Origin of the sequence: Lapidilactobacillus concavus DSM 17758 (assembly GCF_001435835.1) — a bacterium.
Lineage (GTDB): Bacteria > Bacillota > Bacilli > Lactobacillales > Lactobacillaceae > Lapidilactobacillus > Lapidilactobacillus concavus.
Genome location: NZ_AZFX01000038.1, coordinates 95,218 through 111,944 on the forward strand (window position 1 = coordinate 95,218; position 16,727 = coordinate 111,944).

15 protein-coding genes are annotated in these 16,727 nt (G+C 41.9%); 11 read left to right on the plus strand and 4 right to left on the minus strand.

Features of this window, described 5'->3' with window-relative positions; genetic code table 11:
* Positions 1 to 5: 5 nt before the first annotated feature.
* Entirely contained in the window at positions 6 to 1,625 is a 1,620-nt protein-coding gene (locus FC15_RS04230) for an ABC transporter permease (RefSeq protein WP_057824280.1), read from the minus strand.
* Positions 1,618 to 2,547, minus strand: coding sequence for an ABC transporter ATP-binding protein (locus FC15_RS04235; protein ID WP_057824283.1), 930 nt, complete (start codon positions 2,545 to 2,547; stop codon positions 1,618 to 1,620). The genes FC15_RS04230 and FC15_RS04235 overlap by 8 nt, the downstream gene beginning before the upstream one ends.
* Before the next feature lie 207 nt (positions 2,548 to 2,754).
* Here FC15_RS04235 and FC15_RS04240 point away from each other — a divergent pair, with 207 nt between their 5' ends.
* The 7 genes from FC15_RS04240 to pgmB all read left to right on the plus strand — a co-directional run bounded on the left by FC15_RS04240 (position 2,755) and on the right by pgmB (position 10,351).
* Entirely contained in the window at positions 2,755 to 3,285 is a 531-nt protein-coding gene (locus FC15_RS04240; RefSeq protein ID WP_057824284.1) for a CvpA family protein, read from the plus strand.
* A gap of 18 nt (positions 3,286 to 3,303) precedes the next feature.
* Positions 3,304 to 4,122 (plus strand): Cof-type HAD-IIB family hydrolase, encoded by an 819-nt coding sequence (locus tag FC15_RS04245; RefSeq protein ID WP_057824287.1) that lies wholly within the window; start codon positions 3,304 to 3,306, stop codon positions 4,120 to 4,122.
* Positions 4,123 to 4,380: 258 nt separating this feature from the next.
* The gene (treR, locus tag FC15_RS04250) at positions 4,381 to 5,085 is read left to right on the plus strand and encodes a trehalose operon repressor (RefSeq protein WP_057824289.1); all 705 of its coding nucleotides are present in this window, start codon (positions 4,381 to 4,383) and stop codon (positions 5,083 to 5,085) included.
* Positions 5,086 to 5,102: 17 nt separating this feature from the next.
* Positions 5,103 to 5,588 (plus strand): PTS sugar transporter subunit IIA, encoded by a 486-nt coding sequence (locus FC15_RS04255; protein ID WP_057824291.1) that lies wholly within the window; start codon positions 5,103 to 5,105, stop codon positions 5,586 to 5,588.
* A 28-nt stretch (positions 5,589 to 5,616) separates the two neighbouring features.
* Positions 5,617 to 7,134: a PTS transporter subunit EIIC gene (locus FC15_RS04260; protein WP_057824292.1), complete on the plus strand. Its 1,518-nt coding sequence runs from the start codon at positions 5,617 to 5,619 to the stop codon at positions 7,132 to 7,134.
* Between the two features lie 118 nt (positions 7,135 to 7,252).
* The gene (locus FC15_RS04265; RefSeq protein ID WP_057824294.1) at positions 7,253 to 9,583 is read left to right on the plus strand and encodes a glycosyl hydrolase family 65 domain-containing protein; all 2,331 of its coding nucleotides are present in this window, start codon (positions 7,253 to 7,255) and stop codon (positions 9,581 to 9,583) included.
* A gap of 93 nt (positions 9,584 to 9,676) precedes the next feature.
* Positions 9,677 to 10,351 (plus strand): beta-phosphoglucomutase, encoded by a 675-nt coding sequence (pgmB, locus tag FC15_RS04270; protein ID WP_057824296.1) that lies wholly within the window; start codon positions 9,677 to 9,679, stop codon positions 10,349 to 10,351.
* Positions 10,352 to 10,468: 117 nt separating this feature from the next.
* On the opposite strand, the gene manA is transcribed toward pgmB, so the two are convergent.
* Both manA and FC15_RS04280 read right to left on the minus strand, forming a co-directional pair.
* On the minus strand, positions 10,469 to 11,440 hold the full coding sequence (gene manA, locus FC15_RS04275; RefSeq protein WP_057824298.1) for a mannose-6-phosphate isomerase, class I: 972 nt from the start codon (positions 11,438 to 11,440) through the stop codon (positions 10,469 to 10,471).
* A gap of 50 nt (positions 11,441 to 11,490) precedes the next feature.
* Positions 11,491 to 12,870 (minus strand): glycoside hydrolase family 1 protein, encoded by a 1,380-nt coding sequence (locus tag FC15_RS04280; protein ID WP_057824300.1) that lies wholly within the window; start codon positions 12,868 to 12,870, stop codon positions 11,491 to 11,493.
* Between the two features lie 199 nt (positions 12,871 to 13,069).
* Here FC15_RS04280 and FC15_RS04285 point away from each other — a divergent pair, with 199 nt between their 5' ends.
* The 4 genes from FC15_RS04285 (at position 13,070) to apf (ending at position 16,626) form a co-directional block, all read left to right on the plus strand.
* A complete protein-coding gene (locus FC15_RS04285) occupies positions 13,070 to 13,786 on the plus strand; it encodes a GntR family transcriptional regulator (RefSeq protein WP_057824302.1) in 717 nt (238 codons plus the stop codon).
* Positions 13,787 to 13,994: 208 nt separating this feature from the next.
* Positions 13,995 to 14,927 carry an AAA family ATPase gene (locus tag FC15_RS04290; protein ID WP_057824304.1) on the plus strand — a complete coding sequence of 311 codons (933 nt, stop codon included), beginning with the start codon at positions 13,995 to 13,997 and terminating at the stop codon, positions 14,925 to 14,927.
* A 22-nt stretch (positions 14,928 to 14,949) separates the two neighbouring features.
* Positions 14,950 to 15,624 carry a type 1 glutamine amidotransferase gene (locus FC15_RS04295; protein ID WP_057824306.1) on the plus strand — a complete coding sequence of 225 codons (675 nt, stop codon included), beginning with the start codon at positions 14,950 to 14,952 and terminating at the stop codon, positions 15,622 to 15,624.
* 219 nt (positions 15,625 to 15,843) lie between these two features.
* Positions 15,844 to 16,626, plus strand: coding sequence for an aggregation-promoting factor (gene apf, locus FC15_RS04300; RefSeq protein WP_083479090.1), 783 nt, complete (start codon positions 15,844 to 15,846; stop codon positions 16,624 to 16,626).
* The last annotated feature ends 101 nt before the right edge of the window (positions 16,627 to 16,727 follow it).

Below are 16,727 nucleotides of genomic sequence, written 5' to 3' on the forward strand. Positions count from 1 at the left end.
TCATCCTAATTCATGATTTGATCGCGTTGTCTAAATCTAATGCCTGCAATTAATAATAATACAACGGCCACAATCAATAAACCCAGAAAAGTTGCTTGGTCAACTGGCTTCACCGGAATTTTACGCATCCAACCGAAAGGAACAAGTTGAATCACCCAATCCTTCAGCTTGAAGATACTTCGGAAATACATCATGACAAACCCAATGCCTGCATAAACAAGTGGTAGGCCTTTTAACCGTGGTTGGAAAGCAATGACTACTGCTGAAAGTGCAATCATAACGACGATTGTAACGCTATAACCATCAACTAATCGCAAGAAATATTTAAAGGCAAGTGGATGTTTACTCATCACCGCTAAATTACCGGCATAGAGACCGCCAACCCCGGCAATAAATGTGACCAAGCCGTTGATCAACGCATAACCTACATAAATACTAAATAAACGTAGCCGACTGATTGAACGGGCCAAAAGCGGTTCGAGATAGCCACTCTTAGCGTCACTATCTAGTTTATTAACTAGCATCACACCGCGAATCGATCCAACGACGACAAACACCACCGCTAACGTTGCTAAAAATTGCAAGAGCAACGCATCACTGGCTCTACTTTTCATCGCATCGCTAAACATCTTAGACATGAACTGGTTAGATTTCAGAACATCGGTAATACTGTTAAAAATAGAGCCGTACATCAATCCCATAATAAATGCGCCGAACAACCAAGACCAAAAGCTCTTCCCATCAACTTTAATAAGTGTTGTCAAAGGACCGCGCAAGAAACGACTCGTTGCTTTCCCGGCTCGCCCGGCAATTAAGCCGGCACCAATATCGCGATGTGCACTTGCCACTAACGAAATGAATAACACAACTGCCGTGGCCAAAACAAGCAGTACAACTGGCCACCAATTATTTTCATGGTAAACCGATCCATGCTCAAGCCAGCCTAGTGGTGACCACCAATTGTTATCAGGATTTTTAACATCGATCACCATTCGAACTAAATAAGTTAATCCTAATAAACTAACCGAGTATGTGAGTGCTGTTCTCGTTTCACTAGCAATCTGTGCCATCAAAATACCTACGACACCAAACAAGAGTCCAAACCCCGATAGGAGTGCGGCAGCCAGCCAGTTCCCGTTTGTTTGACTCCCAGCCATATTTGCAACCTGCAAGCCAGCACCAACAAGGATAAACAATAAGAAATTAAAGACGACCGATTCCAAAAATGCTGCGACCAACGTCGATTGACGTCCAACATGCTTCGCACGAATTAATTCTGTGAGACCCTGTTCCTCATCACCATGTGTCAAATTAACGGCTAACAACAAACTTGCCAAGCCATAAAACAGGCCTATGAAAACAAGCATCTCGCTTGCAAATAAAATCGCCTCAGTCACTTTTACATGCGCAGGTGTCACACCTAAAACGGCAATCATCGCTGGTGAACGCAATGTCTCCATCAATGCGTTTACCGAATTCTGACTCGCATAAATCACACTAATTTTTGAAGCATAGCCTACCATTAGGCCAACAAGAACTAACAACCAAATTAAAATCTTGTAGCGATCCCGCTTCAAGTTAATCAACAATAAACGGCCAGATTGGGCAAACAAATTATCAAGCATGCGTCTTCACTCCCTTGTTAGCATCCGTATCGCCGTAATAACGCATGAACAAATCTTCTAACGTTGGTGGTGCAATCTGTAAATTAACAATCTCTGCAGACATCAATGTTTGCATCACGGACTGCAAATCATCCGTATCGACTGAAAATTCAGCTTGGTTTTGTAAGTCGCCTGCCAAAGTCAATTGATGCACGCTAGACAGCTGTTTCAAGATCAATAACTCTTTTTTAGCTACTACGCTAACATTTGTACGCGTCAAGTGGCGCATCTCCGTCAAAGAACCAGATTCAATTATTTTCCCCTGACGAATGATGGCAATTGTATCTCCCATTTTTTCAACTTCGGAGAGAATGTGACTCGACAGCAGAATTGCCTTGCCCTCATTTTTAAGACGTTCAATTTCTTCTTGAAAGATTACTTCGTTTAAAGGATCCAGCCCAGACGTTGGTTCATCAAAGATATAAAAATCAACATCCGCAGAAAGTGCTGCAATTAACGCAATTTTCTGACGGTTCCCCTTTGAATAAGATTGATTTTTCTTAGTTGGATCCAATTCAAATTTCTTAATCAATTCATCCGTTTTAGCGTTATGGCGCTGGCGATTCATTCTGAGTAAGAGATCAATCGTTTGACCGCCCGTAAAATTAGGCCATAAGTAAACATCCCCGGGAACATAGGCCAACCGTTGATGAATTTGAACGGCCTTTGACCAAGCATCCTCACCAAAAACTTCAACGACGCCTCGATCAGCCTTCAACATGCCCAAAATTGTTCTGATCGTCGTCGATTTCCCCGCACCATTTGGTCCAATAAAACCAACGACCTCACCTTGATGAACTTGTAAATTAATGTCACTTAAAGCTTGAAACTTCCCGAATTTCTTTTGCAAATGTTTAACATTTAAAATTACTTGATCAGCCATACTAGCCGCTTTCCTTAATTAACCAGATTTAAAGCCATTAAATTTAATAACAGAGTGATTATAGATGCGTGTGACCTAAAAGTCAATGACTTTAAAGTCACTTTTCGTTTTTTTCCCATTTTTCCTGAAAAATAAGTCTCAAGCTTGATTGCAAATTCAATTGAACTTGTTAAACTAGGCTTATTAACTATAGAAAGTGGACATGCCATGATTTTATCGATTATCATTGTTATTTTGCTGATTATTGCGCTTCACCGTGGTTATCAGCGTGGTCTGGTCAAAGAGCTGCTTTATACAATTGGTACCATATTCGTCTTCCTACTTGGATTATTCTACGATGCAAAATTAGGCGATGTCTTATTGCGACTCACGAAGCAGGGTGATCCGTCTGACCCTCTCGCCCATTTTATCGCACAAACAATTGCCTTTTGGTTAATCATGTTTGTCGGCCATCTCACCATTCGTTGGCTTGGCCGTCTATCACACGCCGTCACTTGGCTACCTGTTATTAAACAAGCAAACGGTTTGGCTGGTGCAATTCTAGCTGCGCTGATGATGTATTTAGGAATCTTTCTTGCCTTATCAATTCTGAACGTGATTGAACCCACTTGGTTTACCTCACAATATATTAGCTCCTCTGTTGCACAATTTATCGTGGATAAAACACCGATTGTCAGCCAACAACTCATCGATTGGCTCTTCCAAACCAAAACACAAAGTTTTACAGCACAACTATAAATTTTCTGTGAGGTCATCATGTATAAATTAATCGTCAGTGACTTAGATGAAAGTCTGTTAAATGATCAAGGTGAAATTTCACCGCAAGACGTTGAAACAATTCAACAATTAACTGCTGCTGGAATTAAGTTCGTGCCTAATAGTGGTCGTGGTTTCACGTCCATGACTGGTCTACTCAAGCAAATTGGAACTTATGGTCAGCCCAACCAATATGTGATTTCTTACAACGGTGGCGTCATTGTCGACAATGAGCACAACAATGTGTTAGCGAGTCATTACCTAGATCATCAGATTGCCGATCGACTTTACCAACTGGCGCGGAAACAACCTAATCTAGGTATCCACGTCTACACGCTGAATGATGTTTACGTCAGCAACATTGATGAAGAAGAACGTGAATACATCCGTTCACGCAAAGTTATTCCTCGTGAACTTGATGATCCTAATCTGGACCAATTCGTGAATACACCGATTGTTAAAGTCATCATGAAAAATCTCGATCAGCAAAGATTAGCTGATTTCCGTCAACTTGCCACCGAACAAATTTCTGCACCAATGACCATTGCCTATTCATCTTCTCGTTATGTTGAATTCAATCCGCCCGCAATTGATAAGGGGATTGCCTCACTAGAGTTAGGTAAAAAGCTCGGTATTGCCCCTTCTGAGATCATTTCGCTCGGTGACAATAGTAATGACCTCTCCATGATCAATGCTGCAGGAATGGGCGTCTGTGTCCAAAATAGCGTCAATGAAATTAAACAGGCCGCCAATTTAGTTCTAGATGCAACGAACAATCAGAGTCCTATCACTGAACTTTATCAACGGCTGTTCAGTTAGAGCCACTGTATTTTCATTGCAATGAAAAATTTTAAATCGCGTCGATATAGACGTCTCAAATTTAGCTAGCGCTTTAATTTTGAGACGTCTATAATCGACGCGATTTTTTACTTTCTTTTTAAAAAAAACTTGTCTAGTTTTGATTGCCTTGACTATTATGGTGGCGTCCAACTTGTCTATTTTTTTCCAAGGATACGAGACGTTATCATATGTAAGCCTTATCACATTGTGCTAATATGAATGTTGGGGAGCGTATCGATGAAAAAATATCTAAAAATCTATCGTGATCTACTAAGTGATATTCGATCGAAAAAATATCAAGAGGGGGCCTTATTACCTAGCGATACTAAACTAGTTATGCAATACCAAGTATCTCGTGAGACCGTGCGTCGTGCCGTCAAATTACTTTTCGATGAAGGTTATATCCAGACAATCCGTGGTAAAGGCAGCATCGTGCTAAATTCCAATCGTGTGACGTTCCCCTTTTCAAGGATTGAAAGTTACAAGGAGCTTGTTGCCAATAACCATCTGCATTCAGAAAACGACATTTTGCAGATGACCGATCACGTGGATGTTCCGAAAAATTTATTGTTCGGAGCGCCATCACTTAAATCTCAATTGATCGTGCGTCGTCGAATAGTCGACCAAGTGCCTACCATCGTCGACTATGATTACATTAATGAGCAGGTTGCAGCCGATATTCCCAAGCAAGCCGCCCTTAATTCTTTATTTCATTATTTCGAACATGATTTGGGATTGAAGATCAATTACGCCATTAAGCACATCACAGTCGAATCGGCCGATTACGACGATTTGAAATACCTCGGTATCGAAAAGTACGTGCCGATCTTGGTCGTCCGCAGCGAAACACGCCTCTCAGATAACCGTATTTTATCTTATACAGAATCGCGTCACCGTGCGGATAAATTCAGTAGCGTTGAATTTGCTCGCCGTCACGAATGAAGGGAATGATAATTGCTATGTTCCATTTTGGTAAAAAACCAGCTGATGATGATCAGTTGTATGCACCAATTACAGGAGAAGTTGTTAAGCTCGAAACAGTTTCTGATCCTGTCTTTGCACAAAAAATGATGGGGGAAGGCTTCGGTGTTAACCCAGATGTTTCTGTTGGTACCATCGTCTCACCGGTGGCTGGCGAAGTTACTCTGGTCCAAGGACACGCCGTTGGTTTGAAGCGTGCCGATGGTCTAGAAGTTCTAATTCACTTAGGTATCGATACAGTCTCACTCAAGGGCGCACCGTTTGAAATGTTAACGAAGGTTGGCAAGGTCGTTAAAGGTGGTGATCCACTCGTTAACGTCGATTGGGCACAGATCAAAGCAGCCGGGCTCGACGATGTTGTTCTGGTCTTAATCACCAACACGAACGATGCCCTCGCAAATTTGGATGTCAATTATGGTGCTAATCAAAGTGGCGCAGTTATTGGTAAAGCCACTGCGAAATAGTTTCACGAACATTTAGGAGGAAATAACTATGGCGAACAAAGATTACAAAGAGCTCGCAGCTGACATCATTAAAGATGTTGGTGGTGCAGACAACGTGGATAAAGTCATTCACTGTATTTCACGTTTACGCTTTTATTTGAAGGACGAGAAGAAAGCTAAGACAGATGAGATTTCACAACTTGACGGCGTTGCGGGCGCATTATACAACGCTGGTCTTGGCCAATATCAAGTCGTTATTGGGCCTGCAGTTCCTGACGTTTACGATGCTGTTGTTGCACAATTAGGTAACAGTGTTGTCGACGAAAAAGCAACTTCAGAAGCAATTGCTGCAACTGAAGCTGCAAATGCTAAGCAAGAACGTCCCAAAACACTCTGGGGTTGGATCACTCGTGGTTTTCAGCTATTGATTGGAACGATTACTGGATCAATGATTCCAATCATTGGTTTACTTGCCGCATCAGGTATTTTAAAAGGATTCTTGACCTTATTCACATTTAACTTAAACTGGATCGATGCAAAATCGACCACATATATTATTATCAATGCCATGGGTGATTCAGCATTCTACTTCTTGCCAATCTTAGTTGGATATACTGCTGCTAAGCAATTGAAGTCTGACCCAATCATCGTTGCTGCAATTGCCGGTGTGTTAATTCACCCGACAGTTGCCGCTTTGTGGGCAGCACCAACCAAAGGAATGTCAACGCTATTCGGAATTCCAATGAATGCTAATTTCTTTGGTCTCCCAATTCACATCCCACAGTACACTTATTCAATTTTCCCAATTATCTTTGCAGCTTGGTTGGCACGTCCTGTTGGTAATTGGTTCAAGAAAGTCTTGCCAATTAGTTTGCGCTCAATCTTCCAACCGCTATTCACAGTGTTCATCGTTTCTGCAGCCGTTTTAGTTATCTTCGGGCCACTGATTTCTTTGGTTTCCGCAGGTCTTGCTGCAGTCATCAACTTCTTAGTCACAACTAATGAAGCAATTGCCGGTTTCATTATCGGTGGTTTCTATCAGTGCTTAGTTATCTTTGGCTTACACTGGATGGTTGTCCCTCTGATTTCAAACGATATTGCTTCAACTGGTCACTCCGTCTTGAACGCCTTAGTTAACTTTACGATGATTGCTCAAGGTGCCGGTGCACTTGCTGTTTGGGTAAAATCAAAACGTGCAAACATCAAAGGCTTGGCATTTGCTGGTGCACTTTCTGCATTCGCCGGTGTTACAGAACCTGCAATGTATGGGATTAACTTGAAATACGGTAAAGTCTTCTGGATGTCCAATATCGGTGGTGCCATTGGTGGTTTAGTCGCCGGTTTAATGAATATCGATATGTTTGGATTCACAGGTTCACTGATCGGATTTCCATCATTCTTCTCGAAGACAAACCCTAACAATATTTGGGCATTTGTCATTGCTAGTGTGATCACGATTGTTGTTTCCTTTGTCTGTGTTTACCTCTGGGGATTCAAAGACAGCGATATCGATCGCGCTAAAGATGCTCAGAAGAAGAACGTCTTCAAAGATGCCGTTAATAGCTAATCTGCTTTAATAAAAAGGATCAAAAAAAACTCGAAAATCTGAATGATCGCACCTTGATCATTCAGATTTTCTCACGTCAAGCCAAAATAAAACGCTTGAACAGCTAAGGAGGAATTTCATGACAACGAATGATTGGCAGATTGTTTACACGAACCTGCCGAAAGGTGTGGAATCTTACGGGCAAGAATCGCTACTGACTTTAAGCAATGGTTATCTTGGGTGGCGTGGTGCACCCGTGATGGCAACATTCACAGATGACAACTATCCCGGCTTATACGTTGCGGGCGTCTTCAACCAAACCTCTACTCCCGTTGCCGGCAAAGATGTCATCAACGAAGATATGGTTAACTTGCCTAATCCGCAATTAATCCGTTTGGCTGTTGATGGTCAGCCGATCGATTTCAACCCAAGTGCACGTCGAGCTATTCTAGACATGCAAACAGGTAAACTGACGGAACAGCTTGAGTTCAAGCTTGCTCAAGGCTCATTTACCTTAGAGAGTGTAAAAGTCTTAGACCCAGTCAATTATCATCAATTCGCAGAGCAACTAACAATTACTGCAGACTTCGATGCAAAACTAACTGTTTCTGGATTGATTGATGGCACAGTTACGAACCAAAACGTCAAACGTTATCGCGATTTTAACTCGCAAGAATTTGAAGTTCTCAAAACGCAAGATCATTATCTGCATGCAAAAACCTTAGCCTCTAAAATTGATTTGATTGTCGGTGCAAATCTGACTCACCAAGATTCAGTCGCAGCCACGAATTATCAGGCTCAACAAGTGACCGATCACCTCGACGTGAACTTAAAGGCCAATGAACCACAACAGTTTGAACGTGTCATGGCAGTTGCAACCAGTTATGAGAGCAAAACACCTTTAGAAATTGTCGAGAATGCTTTGTCAACGACGACATTTACGAAAGTGTTAAACGCGAGTCGTTTATACTGGAAACAAGTTTGGGCAACCAATGATATTGTGCTGAAGAGTTCGACTAAAGACTTACAAATGCTAGTCCGGATGAATATTTTCCATCTACACCAAGCCGCACAACATCTTGCAAATAAGGATTTAGACGCCTCAGTCGGGTCACGCGCGCTTACTGGAGAAGGTTATCGCGGACACATCTTCTGGGATGAACTATTCGTTGTTCCTTACTATGCAGCCAACGAGCCTGAAACAGCGTACGACATCCTGCAATATCGTTTGAAGCGTCTTAAAGCTGCAGAGAAAAACGCTGCTTCCGAAAATGAAGCCGGTGCGATGTATCCATGGCAATCTGGGATGTACGGCGATGAACAGGCACAAATTATTCATCTTAATCCAGTCGATAATTCCTGGATTCCCGATAATTCCAGATTGCAGCGCCACGTTTCATTGGCAGTTGCCTATGATATGTGGATCTACACACATCTTACCAATGACTATCGTTTATTGAATAATGGTGGCTTGGACGTGCTTCTACAAACCAGCAAGTTTTGGTTGAACAAGGTCACTGAACAAGACGGTCAATATCATTTGGCTGGCGTGATGGGCCCAGATGAATTCCATGAAGCTTATCCAAACAGCAATGAAGCCGGAATTAAAGATAATGCCTACACGAATATTATGTTAGCTTGGGCATTAAATTGGTTATTGGACTTGGAGCACAGTCAACAAGTTGATTTCGATAAAGCAGCGTCCTCTAATGATTTTGATGCTTCGTTACTCGAAAAAGCAAAGCAAGTCGCACACCATCTGGCACTTTCCATCAACGATGATGGGATCGTGGAACAATATGACGGTTATTTCCAACTCAAAGAATTAGACTTTGCAGCCTATGCTGAGAAGTATGGCGATATTCATCGTGTTGACCGTTTGCTGAAGGCTGAAAGCAAAGATTCAAATGACTATCAGGCAAACAAACAAGCTGATTTCTTAATGCTGATGTACAACTTTGATGCTAAGTTGACCCATGATTTGATTACGAAGCAATTAGGTTATGCATTGCCTAAAAATTGGCTATCGATTAACCGCGACTATTATCTAGCTCGGACAGTTCACGGTTCCACGACTTCTCGTCCTGTTTTTGCAGGCATCGATGTTGCCTTGAATGAGACGAAACGCGCAGCTGAATTCTTAGAAACAGCAATCAAATCCGACTATGATGATATTCAAGGCGGAACCACTGCTGAAGGTATTCATATCGGCGTTATGGGTGAAACACTTGCAGTCATTCAAAACGATTTTGCCGGTGTAAACCTACAAGGCGAACAAGTGACAGTTGATCCAAAATTACCTGCAAATTGGGAGCATCTTAAATTCAGTCAACGTTTCAGAAATGTCCTTTTAAACTTTGAATTCACTCAGCAAAACGTTATGATTGAAGCAGACCATGATACCAGCGTGCTCGTTTTAGGACACGAGGTTAATTTACAGGCAGGCATCTCAAAATCGATCTCAATTTAGTCACCTAAGCTGAGTAATTATTTGAGTGAGCTTGGTAATTTTAACCAACCAAGTTTTACTAAAAATTAAATCATACTAGGAGGAATTATTTTAATGGCAAATTTCGATACAATTAAAGGCTTCGCATTCGACCTTGACGGCGTTCTTGCTGACACTGCGAGATTTCATTCTCAAGCTTGGCGTCAAATCGCCGATGAATTAGATATTCCCTGGACCGAAGCACTTGAGTCTGGCATCAAAGGTATCGATCGCATGAGTAGTTTGATGCTGATCCTTAATTCCAAAGGTGTCGCAGATAATTACAGCGATGAAGAGAAGGAAGCTTTGGCTAAGCGTAAGAATGACCACTACAAGGAATTAATCAGTACCTTGACACCCGATGATGTTTTACCTGGGATGCACGAATTCTTAGCCGACTTAAAAGCTAACGACCTCAAGATGAGCATTGCTTCTGCTTCGAAGAATGCGCCGTTCATTCTTGATAAATTACAAATTTCGGATTACTTTGTTGGTGTTGTTGATCCAAGTAAAGTTAAACAAGGTAAACCTGCACCAGATATTTTTGCTGAGGCCGCAAAGATTCTTAACTTGCCGCCAGAACAAGTCGTTGGTTTGGAAGACTCTGAAGCCGGAATCACCAGTATCAATGATGCCGGCGAAATTTCTGTCGGTATCGGTGATGCATTACAATTGCATGCCGCTAAAATTAATTTCCCTAGCACGAAAGACGTCACACTTGCTCAAATTAAAGCTCATTTAAACTGGTAATCAAAGCTTACCGTTACAACACTACAAGAAAAGCGCATCTCATTATCTCCTGATTACACGAGTTCAATGAGGTGCGCTTTTGTCATACTTTTAAATCAAGCAACTTGCCACAACACGTTAAGCAATTGCGCCAGCTTCGCTAGCAATAATTTGTAACTTACCGTTTAACTGCCATGACTTAATTGCGAATGGCAAGATGAAATGATCACCCTTGCTGATTTCATAGGTCTGGCCATCACAAGTGATTGAACCTTTGCCATCAACGACAGAAACCAACGTGTAAGGCGCTGTTCCACGTTCGAGAGCTAACTCGCCATTGACCGACCATTCGTAAACACTGAAGAAGGGTGACAGAGGTGCAGTCACGAAAGTCTTCACGTAAGAGTCGCCATATTTTTTCTCTTTGATATCTAATTGGGGATCGACATGAGGAACGGTGGTGACATCAATCGACTGTTTAAGATGTAAGTCGCGCTTTTTGCCTGTTTTCTCATCAACGCGATCGTAATCGTACAGACGATAAGTCGTGTCGCTACTTTGCTGTGTTTCCAAGACAACGATTCCTTTGTTCAAGGCATGGATCGTTCCACTTGGCACGTAGACGAAATCACCTTTTTTAACAGGATAGTGGCGCAATAAGTGCTTCCAATCGCCATTGTCGATCATTTCTTTCAACTCATCACGGGTTTGAGCATGATGACCATAGATCAAATAAGAATCGGGCTCTGCACTTAAGACATACCAGCATTCTGTCTTTCCTAACTCATGTTCATGTTCTTCAGCATAAGCGTCATCTGGATGAACCTGAACAGAAAGACTAGCTTCAGCATCGAGAATCTTAGTCAAAAGTGGAAAAACATCGCCCTTGACGTTCCCGAAAAGCTCGCGATGTTGATCCCAGAGTTCAGCAACATTCAAGCCTTTGTAAGGGCCATTTTTTACCGTGCTAGGACCATGTGGGTGCGCTGAAATTGCCCAGAATTCGCCGATTTTACCTTCCGGCAATTGATAGCCCCAGTCCGTTGCTAGTTTACGGCCGCCCCAGATTTTTTCTTGAAAATATGGATTGAGAAATAATGGTTCCAAAATTGTAACTCCCTTTCACTTCGACAGTTTTTTATTTAAAGTGGCAACGCGTGTCATTCAGATAAATCTGCCCCATTACTTTGAATCACACGTTTCAACCAATGATAACTCTTCTTGGGAAAACGTTTGAGATCACGCAGGTCATGATTGGTACGGTTCACGTAAACAACACCATAACGCTTGCGCATATCGCCCTGTGAACTTAAAATGTCGATCAAACCCCAGCCGAGATAACCAACAACATCAACACCATCAATTTCAATGGCATCTTTCATCGCTTGTAAATGATCACGATGGTAAGCAATTCGGTAATCATCCTGAATTTCATTTTGACCATCCCACTCTTCGATCACGCCAATGCCGTTTTCAATTGGAAAAATTGGTTTCCGATAATGATTCCACATCTTGACGATAATATTTCGGAAGCCAAGTGGATCAATCTGCCAATTCCACTCGGTTGTTTTCAGATTGGGATTATCCTGATAGAAGTTACTAGAATGTTGCAAAAGATCGCTTAAGTCGGAAATTTCATCTGCACTGAGTGTCGTTGAACGGTAATAACTGAACGGTAGAAAATCGCTGTACTGATCTTGAACAATCGTCAAATCACCGGGTTGAATAAAGTCAAAATCGTTCTGCGCCACTAGATTGAGATAAGCAGGAATATATCCTTTGCCGTTGAATGCATCCAACAGATTATAGTTGTAGAACTGATTAATCTGTTCCGTGTAAAAATTATCCTTAGGTTTTGATGTTGCAGGATAAAGCTCAGTGTAGGCTAACATCCCTCCGATTTGATCGTCGGTCGTTTCATGCAAGTACTTCGCAACTTGTGCATGTGCCAGCATCACGTGGTGCGTAATTTTTAAAATATTTTCCAACGTTTCAGGCGTTTCGAGTGCTCCGGCAATTTTGGCACAACCAGGCATTGAATACAGATTCTGTTCGTTAAAAGTGAGCCAGTATTTGACGCGATCACCGAAAACATCAACCATTTTTTTACCATAACGGACGAAATTATCGACTACTTCGCGACTCATGAATCCCTGATACTTCTTCGCGAGATTCAATGGCATATCGAAATGATACAGGCAAATCATGGGCTCGATTCCACGTGCAATCAGCGCATCAATGAAATCGCTATAGAATTGAATGCCTTCTTCATTAAAGTCGCCTTCACCGTCAGGTTGTACTCGGCTCCATGAGATTTGGAACCGATAACAATTCATGCCTAAGTCCTGCATTAAATCGAAGTCTTCTGGATAACGATGGTAATCATCCGTTGCGACTTTCCAATCTGAAACATATTCGCCGGCTTCGCGAATATCGTAAACAGACGGCCCCCTGCCGCCCTCATTGTAGGCGCCTTCAGTTTGCATACTAGAAACAGAATTACCCCACAAAAAGCCTTTCTTTAAAGCTGTTTTTGTCATACTAGCCTCCAATTGAATCAAGTTTTCCCGACTGTTAAGTCTTACAAGATATAGCCTATCAGGCTTCACAAATAAAATCAATGTTTTAAATTTAAAAGCCTAGACTTTTATTTGAAGAACCAGTAACATTAACTTACAGACAACAACTCATTTCGATCATTGTCGTCATAAAAAATTGATGGACGTGGAATCTTAGCTCATGAACAAGTACGAAACTATCGCAGACTTACTTAAACAGCGCATTCGCCAAAATCTTTATCCGGTCGGCTCTTTCCTTCCCAGCCAGTCTGAGTTGGCTTCAGAGTTCGATGTCAGCCGTATGACGATCAATAAAGCCATCAACATTTTAACGATGGAAGGTTTCGTCTCGCCACAACGCGGCTTTGGAACAAAAATTTTGAATCGACCGTTCTGGAACAACGACGTTTCACCCGTCGACCAATATAATGGCTTAACCTCCGAAATGGCACGATATCACCGTGATGTTGAGAGTAAAATTATCAACTTTGATGTGGCATTCCCTGACAGTGACGAGCAGGCTCACCTCAGCCTAACTGCGCAACAACCAATCTACAGAATCATTCGCTTGCGTCTCGTCAATAAAGAGCCCTACATCCTGGAGCACACGATCATGCCGGTAGACTTGATTCCCAACTTGACTGATGAAATCTTGCATCATTCAATTTATGCCTATCTTCAAGATGAGCTCGGACTTCAGATTGCTGGCGCGTATCGAAACATTCAAGCCGTGAAACCCGATGCCTTAGACCTGCAATATCTGAACTGTAAACCCGATGATCCAGTACTCGAAGTTGCACAGATGGTCTATTTGAAAAACGGTCAACCTTTTGAATACTCACACAGCCGCAATCGGTATGATAAACGCAGCTTCACAGAATTGAGTCTACGGAAATAAAATAATTTTTGATAAGCTTTTTCCCCAGCAGCCAGTTCCCTCAGGCTGTTTTTTCCAATCGTCCACTATGTAACCCCTTAATTGTATTCATCGAGGATTAACCCTATATTCTCGACGTCAACTTGTGTAAAATATAAATGAGAATTATTGTCACTTATTTGTAGCGAGGTTGTTAACTTCCTGCAACTACACATTAGGAGTTTTTACTTTGAAAAAAATTTATGTCTTACGCGGCGTTCCAGGTTGTGGCAAATCGACGTTCATCCGTCATTTTCACCTCGAACCTTACACGATTTCCACCGACAACTTACGCTTGCTCTATAGTAACCTCAAAACGATCTATGACGAGAAGCAGGACCGTTTGCGACAAGTGATTCCTCAAGAATACAACAAGCAGACATTCAACCTGCTGGATCAACTCATTCGCAATAAAATGGCGCGTGGCGAAACCATTATCGTGGACGGGACACACCTTTATCCCAATGCGTTTGCACCTTACCAAGAATATGCCAAAACTTTTCACTACGAAGTCATCTGCATTGATTTTACACAGGAAGTTAATTTAAACGAATTGTTGAAGCGCAATGTGTCTAGAATTGATTATCGTTGGATCGATCCAGAAATCGTTAAACGCATTTATAAGTTTGCGAAAAGCCACCCCCGCTTACCTCGTTGGGTTCATCAAATCACACCAAGTCAGTTTCAAAACTCGCTTTTTCAAGGTGAGATCGATCTTTCCACCTATCGCAGTATCGCTATCATCGGCGAAGACGCTATTTTTCGTGGCACACTGAAGCCGCATGAATTTTATATTAGTTTCAATCACGAATTTGCTCAGAAACATCGTCATTCAAAAGATGTTATTTTTATCAATCGTGATCTTTCGACGATTGCAGATCACAACGCCTATACTGTTTTCCCATTCTATTTTAAGGGCCAGCATTATTTGGCAACAAGTCGGACCTTGCGACGTGATTTCATCGGCCCGATCATCACACGTCATGGCCGTCAGTTTTATAACTTTGGGCTCTACAACTTACTCGATTTTATGCAGGAGTTCCCAGCAGATGATCTTGATCTTGAGCTTAAGCAAATATCGTTGAATAGTTTCAACCAGAGTAGTATTAATAGGTTAGCTTGAACGTAAATAGGAGGATACAATCATGACAGAACCAATCAAAATGGCTTATCTATATGAAGATCTGATGAATACATATGGCGATAGTGGCGATGTTAAAATTCTCCGCTACTTGTTACAAAATCAAGGTTATGACGTACACGTTGACAATGTCAGCTTGAATGATGATTTCAATGCCAAAGATTACGACTTTATTTTCTTCGGTGGTGGTCAAGATTTCGAGCAGACGATTGTCGCGAAAGACTTACAACGTCATCATGAGACCTTGCGTGATTATATCGAAGCTGGTAAACCGATGTTGGCGATTTGTGGTGGCTACCAATTGCTTGGTGACTATTACATGACCAGTGATGGCACAACAATCAACGGATTGGGCATTTTACCGCTGCACACGGTCTTTAAAGCTGACAGCCGAATGGTTGGTAACACGCACGTTAAAACGCCTTGGGGCGAAATTAGATCCTTTGAGAACCATAGTGGTCGCACCTACTTTGATAAAGATTCAAATCTTAAACCGCTAGGTGAAGTGCTTGAAGGTTACGGTAACAATCCTGAGGACAAGCAAGAAGGTCTGCACTACAAACAGACAATAGGTAGTTATTCTCATGGCCCGATTCTTAGAAACGAAAATATTGCGGATGCCATTGCCAAAATGATCATCGAAAATTACCAGGATCGAGTTAAGACAGTCAAAGAATAAAGTATCGTGCATAATTTTAGTTTTTATGCATGGTTAACCGTGATTTAGCTCTTAAAAATGAATTTGAATGACAGGAGGATGTCATTCCTTACAGTTAACACTAAAAATGTAATTCTACTGAAATTAGATAGGAATACTCAGATGATAAGCTATAGTCATCGAGAAATTGGAGGATGGCTTCACACTTCCAAAAAATCTAAAAAGGTAGGTTATTTTTTTATGCAATTAACACAGACACTCAAGAAGAAATTGACACTCGGATTTGGTGCAACGGTAATGGCGACAAGCCTTGCCTTATTAGGAACAAGCCAGATCAACGCTGCAACAGTGACCGTCAAATCTGGTGACACAGTCTCTGAATTGGCGAAGACGTACCACTCAACCATTGCCACGATTGAAAAAGAAAACGGGATTGGCGCTAACCATCTTATTCTAGTCGGCCAACAGTTGACGATTGGACCTTCGACTACTACCTCACAACGGGTGACAGTTCAAGCAGGTGACACGGTCAGCGGACTAGCTGATAAATATCATTCAAGCATCCGTGCAATCGAATCGGCCAATCACATCGTGGGTCATTTAATTCTAGTCGGCCAAGTTATCGCGATTCCAACAACAACCAATCCATCAGTAGTGGCGACAACGTCTACTCCGGCAGCAACACCGGCCGCAACAAAAAAAGTTACCTCGACAACAAGCGTGGCAGTAGAGCAAAACACCGCTACAACGACACAAAGTGTATCAAAATCGTCAACTAATTCGACAGCCGTTGTTGGCGGATCCGAAGCGGCTGCGAAAGCTATTATTGCGCAACGTGAATCTGGTGGCAGCTACACTGCCCGTAATGGTCGTTATATCGGTAAATATCAATTAACGGCTAGTTATCTGAATGGTGATTATTCACCGGTAAATCAAGAACGCGTCGCTAATCAATATGTCGCCTCACGATATGGGTCATGGACCAAAGCACTCGCATTCTGGAATACCAATGGTTGGTATTAAAAACTGACTAAAAATCATCATCGAACAGACCACCTAATTTTTCATTTTTGGGTGGTTTGTTTTCAGTTTTCTAGTAAGCGCTATCTCACGAAATATCAAGG

Excerpts from the sequence above, each read along its gene's own strand:
- FC15_RS04240 (WP_057824284.1), top strand. The coding sequence starts at position 2,755 with ATGATTTTATCGATTATCATTGTTATTTTGCTGATTATTGCGCTTCAC.
- FC15_RS04235 (WP_057824283.1), bottom strand. The coding sequence starts at position 2,547 with ATGGCTGATCAAGTAATTTTAAATGTTAAACATTTGCAAAAGAAATTC.
- FC15_RS04285 (WP_057824302.1), top strand. The coding sequence starts at position 13,070 with ATGAACAAGTACGAAACTATCGCAGACTTACTTAAACAGCGCATTCGC.
- FC15_RS04260 (WP_057824292.1), top strand. The coding sequence starts at position 5,617 with ATGGCGAACAAAGATTACAAAGAGCTCGCAGCTGACATCATTAAAGAT.
- treR (WP_057824289.1), top strand. The coding sequence starts at position 4,381 with ATGAAAAAATATCTAAAAATCTATCGTGATCTACTAAGTGATATTCGA.
- apf (WP_083479090.1), top strand. The coding sequence starts at position 15,844 with ATGCAATTAACACAGACACTCAAGAAGAAATTGACACTCGGATTTGGT.
- FC15_RS04280 (WP_057824300.1), bottom strand. The coding sequence starts at position 12,870 with ATGACAAAAACAGCTTTAAAGAAAGGCTTTTTGTGGGGTAATTCTGTT.
- FC15_RS04265 (WP_057824294.1), top strand. The coding sequence starts at position 7,253 with ATGACAACGAATGATTGGCAGATTGTTTACACGAACCTGCCGAAAGGT.
- FC15_RS04255 (WP_057824291.1), top strand. The coding sequence starts at position 5,103 with ATGTTCCATTTTGGTAAAAAACCAGCTGATGATGATCAGTTGTATGCA.
- FC15_RS04230 (WP_057824280.1), bottom strand. The coding sequence starts at position 1,625 with ATGCTTGATAATTTGTTTGCCCAATCTGGCCGTTTATTGTTGATTAAC.
- FC15_RS04245 (WP_057824287.1), top strand. The coding sequence starts at position 3,304 with ATGTATAAATTAATCGTCAGTGACTTAGATGAAAGTCTGTTAAATGAT.
- pgmB (WP_057824296.1), top strand. The coding sequence starts at position 9,677 with ATGGCAAATTTCGATACAATTAAAGGCTTCGCATTCGACCTTGACGGC.
- FC15_RS04295 (WP_057824306.1), top strand. The coding sequence starts at position 14,950 with ATGACAGAACCAATCAAAATGGCTTATCTATATGAAGATCTGATGAAT.